A 4021-nucleotide genomic window follows, 5' to 3' on the forward strand; every position below is an offset into this window, starting at 1 on the left:
TGTGAGGGTAGATTTCCCGGAGAGATTCTAGGATGGTTTCAGAGGTGATACCTTGAGTTTCAGTGATACTCATTATGGATGCAAATGATGAGTTGAATGGTTCATTGATTATAACTTAAGCGATCGCGAAGCGAAACGGAGTTTTATCGCCCCCACAACCGCTTCTCCAATGCGATCGCCTGAACGATGCCTCCCATTATCGCGCCAGCAATGGCTCGCCTATCGCCTGAGACTCAGAAACCAGGTTTTTGCCACCTCTACGGGTTAAGAAGCAAAAATTACCTGAAAAACCCGGTTTCTTGGCTTGATGGAAATGAGCCAATAGATTGTGAGATCGCGTAGGGTGTGTTAGCGGGGAGTTAATCTTTGCCGAAGTCGAGTAAATTTTATTCCCCGCGTAACGCACCGAAGCCTGATTGATTTTATTCTTGGAAATTTGGTGCGTTACGTCGGGCTTTTAAATTGACTGATTAAGTTCAAAATTTATCCCCAACTAACGCACCCTACCGTCACTAACTGATTTTGCGATCGCATGATGGATGTGCGATCGCACTACAGAAAACAACCAAAGCGCGATCGCCCCCACAACCGCTTCTCCAATGCGATCGCCTGAATCATACCTCGCCCGATCGCCCCTACCCAAGATGCGATCGCCAAGCGAAACGGAGTTTTATCGCCCCCACAACCCCTTCTCCGGTGCGATCGCCTGAACCATGCCTCGCCCGATCGCCCCTACCCAAGATGCGATCGCCAAGCGAAACGGAGTTTTATCGCCCCCACAACCGCTTCTCCGGTGCGATCGCATGATGGATGTGCGATCGCACTGGGTAAAATAGCTTGTAAATTATTGTGCTTTGAGTTTAAGGTATAATAGGGCAAAAGTATTAACTAAAGCACGCTGTTTATGAATAAAATAACCTTAGAAGAAGCGGCCAAAAACTCAATCGATTATCTCCAACGTGCGGCAGCAGGAGAAAGTTTTCTAGTGGTTCAGGCAGATCGACCAGTTGCGAAAATTATTTCTGCTCGATCTGAAAATGTCTTAGATGCTTTCGATTCTTTCCGTTCCCGAATAGTTGCAGAATCAATTGACTTAGATACAAATATGATCTTTGCCGAAGTCCGCGATCGCACTTCTACTCCAGAAACACCAAGTTGGTAATGACCATAAAATTTCTCCTGGATACCAACATTATTTCAGAAAGTATCAAATTACGACCGAGCGAAGTGTTTCTGACTCGTTTTCGACAAAATATTGAAGATTCAGCAATTGCATCAGTTACATGGCACGAGCTTCTTTACGGGTTATATCGATTGCCAGAGTCTCGACGTAAAAGAACGTTGTCTGATTATCTCACACAAGTTATCCAAGACAAAATGATTATCTTGCCCTACTGTCATGATGCGGCCCAATGGTTTGCACAAGAACGAGCTAGACTAACAGCTTTAGGTCAAATGCCTTCATACCCCGATGGGCAAATTGCTGCTATTGCTCGAGTTAATGATTTGACTCTGGTAACTCGTAATGTCTCAGACTATGCTAATTTTGCAGGACTGACAATCGAAAACTGGTTTGTTTAGACTGAAACTAATCGATCGCGGTATTGATAAAGCCGATATTGTTCTAGCATTCTATCATCCGGAACATCGAAAACTAACTGATGAGTGCGATCGCACTACCGAAAACAACCGAAGCGCGATCGCCCCACAACCCCTTCTCCAATGCGATCGCCTGAACCATGCCTCGCCCGATCTCTCCTACCCAAGACGCGATCGTGGAGGGTCTGTTAGTGGGGAATTAACTTATACCAAAGTCAAGTCAATTTTATTTCTCGCGCAGGGCACTAAAGCGCTGTATAATGTTAGTCTAACCTAATCAACTCAACGTGTTCTCTAGTCGAGTGCCTGCTTTGAAACAGAGTACACAAGAAATTAAGGTAGATTGGAATTTATCATGAACGAAACATCTAGGTTCCCCGATCACTCCCAAGTACGGCAAACTCTGAGCAGAGCGCATCGTAGTTGTCAGGAAATGGAGTTAGCTGGTTTGGAGTTGCAAGAGGTGATTGAAATATTAGAGGGCAATATTAGAGAACAACGTCTCAAGCGACTAAAACAAGTTGCTTCAGTTGAGTAAAAAGCGATCGCCTGAACCATGCCTGGCCCGATCGCCCCTACCCAAGAAGCGATCGCGAAGCGAAACGGAGTTTTATCACCCCCACAAGGGGTTCTCCCGTGCGATCGCCTTAGCAATGGATTGTATTATTACCCCCCATCAACTCTCATACATGCGCTTCTATTGTTATGTAACTTCAAACTTCATAGTTAATTCGGTCTATATCGGTTTGAATAAAATCATTACCTTTGAACAGTAAAGGTTGCTTCATTGCCTTAGCTAACCCATAAGAAAAACAGTCCCCCATATTTAATCTTGCCGGGTGACGGCCTTTGCCAAATTTTAAGAATGCCTCAGCCGCTAACTGTGCTTGCTCTGGAGTAAATGGAAATACTGTAATTGATAATTCTTTGAGTAGTAATTTCAAATATTCTACACCTTGTTCTCCATGTCTTGTTCCTAAAACAATGGATAGTTCAACATATCCTGGAGAAGAGAGCAGACAGGTTTCATTACTCTCAACAAGCTCCAGGAATATTTTTTCTTCTGGTTCACCATAGATAATTGCTAGAATAGCCGAGGGATCTATGACCACTAATCTAAACCTCCAAATTGATTGTAGCCAATGATTTCGTCAGTTGATCGACTATCAAGAACGGGTAAATTTCTGATCCGATCGCAGATGTAATGTACTGCTTCAAGATTGATTTTCGTTTTTTCTTCTTCAGCACTCAGAGGGTTTTGTTGTAATAATTCTACCAACCATTTTAGTAATGCCCAGCGATCGCCAACTGGAAGATCCTCGATATGTTGCTTCAGTTCAACCAGAGTAGAGTTAAGGTTTGCTTGCATGAGATGGGTACTATTAGTATGGTCACGTTCATTATAAGGGCGATCGCGAAGCGAAACGGAGTTTTATCGCCCCCACAACCGCTTCTCCCGTGCGATCGCCTGAACCATGCCTTGCCCGATCGCCCCTACCCAAGATGTGATCGCCCCTAAACTTTAGAAACCGGGTTTTTGCTACAGATATTGCTTAAGCAGTAAAAGCGACCTAAAAACCCGGTTTCTTGGGGTGGGCGAGAGGAAATGTCGCAATTATTGATTATTTTCAGTTTCTAGACGAGCTAGTGTAGTTGCTGCTTCTGCCAGATATAGAGCAGCTAAAGCTCGTTTTTTAGGATCGGTTTCTTCTTTAAGATCTTGGGTAAAAATTAGAATTCGATGACGATAAGCACGTATGGATTCTGAATCATTAATGGGATTAATATCGATACTCATAGGTCAAGAGGAAAAGTTCTAATACGAATATCTAAGAGTTGTTGCTCTGGTTCGAGGTAGATAAATCGAACTTCAAGTAGCTCATTAACTCCTAGAGTAACATCTTGAGAGGCTTCTGGAGGGTTGACCGATTCATGGAAGGCGATCGCTGTATACTCTCCAGGAGGAAGATCGGGAAACTGAGCATCTGCCCAGCGCCAATTAACGGGTTTTTCGCCGATCGCCGTTCCATCCTGTTGGGCGATCGCCACAAACAGGGTTCCTTGATAAGAAGCCATAGCGTAACCGTCTTGATTGCGAATGGTGATGAAAATATCGGACATTGAGACGACCCGTTTTTGACCTTTTAATTTTAGAGGATTGTGCGATCGCCTGAAATGCCTCGCCCGATCGCCCCTACCCAAGATGCGATCGCCAAGCGAAACGGAGTTTTATCGCCCCCACAACCCCTTCTCCAGTGCGATCGCCTGAGCGATGCCTCGCATTATCGCCCCAGCAATGGCTCCCATATCGCCTGAGACTCAGAAACCAGGTTTTTGCCACAGACATCGCTTAAGCAGCAAATATGACTTCAAAACCCGGTTTTTACTGTTGTATAGTGTTTAGCATAGTTTGGATAGTGAC

The 4021-nt window shown here is 44.6% G+C and carries 10 protein-coding genes; 6 read left to right on the forward strand and 4 right to left on the reverse strand.

The window, feature by feature from the left end; all coding sequences use genetic code 11:
- Positions 1 to 522 precede the first annotated feature (522 nt).
- The 5 genes from PMG71_RS20195 to PMG71_RS20215 all read left to right on the forward strand — a co-directional run bounded on the left by PMG71_RS20195 (position 523) and on the right by PMG71_RS20215 (position 2137).
- Positions 523 to 807 (forward strand): hypothetical protein, encoded by a 285-nt coding sequence (locus PMG71_RS20195; protein WP_283755528.1) that lies wholly within the window; start codon positions 523 to 525, stop codon positions 805 to 807.
- A 97-nt stretch (positions 808 to 904) separates the two neighbouring features.
- On the forward strand, positions 905 to 1162 hold the full coding sequence (locus PMG71_RS20200; RefSeq protein ID WP_283755529.1) for a type II toxin-antitoxin system Phd/YefM family antitoxin: 258 nt from the start codon (positions 905 to 907) through the stop codon (positions 1160 to 1162).
- Positions 1162 to 1581: a type II toxin-antitoxin system VapC family toxin gene (locus tag PMG71_RS20205; RefSeq protein WP_283755530.1), complete on the forward strand. Its 420-nt coding sequence runs from the start codon at positions 1162 to 1164 to the stop codon at positions 1579 to 1581. The genes PMG71_RS20200 and PMG71_RS20205 overlap by 1 nt, the downstream gene beginning before the upstream one ends.
- Positions 1574 to 1876, forward strand: coding sequence for a hypothetical protein (locus tag PMG71_RS20210; RefSeq protein ID WP_283755531.1), 303 nt, complete (start codon positions 1574 to 1576; stop codon positions 1874 to 1876). Before PMG71_RS20205 ends, PMG71_RS20210 begins: the two co-directional genes overlap by 8 nt.
- A 78-nt stretch (positions 1877 to 1954) precedes the next feature.
- Positions 1955 to 2137 (forward strand): hypothetical protein, encoded by a 183-nt coding sequence (locus PMG71_RS20215; protein ID WP_283755532.1) that lies wholly within the window; start codon positions 1955 to 1957, stop codon positions 2135 to 2137.
- 175 nt (positions 2138 to 2312) lie between these two features.
- Here PMG71_RS20215 and PMG71_RS20220 read toward each other — a convergent pair whose 3' ends face one another.
- From PMG71_RS20220 to PMG71_RS20235, 4 genes are all read right to left on the reverse strand, one after another.
- Complete coding sequence (locus PMG71_RS20220) at positions 2313 to 2711, reverse strand: type II toxin-antitoxin system VapC family toxin (protein WP_283755533.1); 399 nt, start codon at positions 2709 to 2711, stop codon at positions 2313 to 2315.
- On the reverse strand, positions 2711 to 2968 hold the full coding sequence (locus PMG71_RS20225) for a hypothetical protein (protein ID WP_283755534.1): 258 nt from the start codon (positions 2966 to 2968) through the stop codon (positions 2711 to 2713). Before PMG71_RS20225 ends, PMG71_RS20220 begins: the two co-directional genes overlap by 1 nt.
- A 246-nt stretch (positions 2969 to 3214) precedes the next feature.
- Complete coding sequence (locus tag PMG71_RS20230; RefSeq protein WP_283755535.1) at positions 3215 to 3397, reverse strand: hypothetical protein; 183 nt, start codon at positions 3395 to 3397, stop codon at positions 3215 to 3217.
- Positions 3394 to 3720 carry a hypothetical protein gene (locus PMG71_RS20235; protein WP_283755536.1) on the reverse strand — a complete coding sequence of 109 codons (327 nt, stop codon included), beginning with the start codon at positions 3718 to 3720 and terminating at the stop codon, positions 3394 to 3396. The genes PMG71_RS20230 and PMG71_RS20235 overlap by 4 nt, the downstream gene beginning before the upstream one ends.
- A gap of 39 nt (positions 3721 to 3759) precedes the next feature.
- On the opposite strand from PMG71_RS20235, the gene PMG71_RS20240 reads away from it, so the two are divergent.
- Positions 3760 to 3915, forward strand: a complete 156-nt coding sequence (locus PMG71_RS20240) for a hypothetical protein (RefSeq protein ID WP_283755537.1) — start codon at positions 3760 to 3762, stop codon at positions 3913 to 3915.
- The last annotated feature ends 106 nt before the right edge of the window (positions 3916 to 4021 follow it).

Source organism: Roseofilum acuticapitatum BLCC-M154 (assembly GCF_030068475.1).
Lineage (GTDB): Bacteria > Cyanobacteriota > Cyanobacteriia > Cyanobacteriales > Desertifilaceae > Roseofilum > Roseofilum acuticapitatum.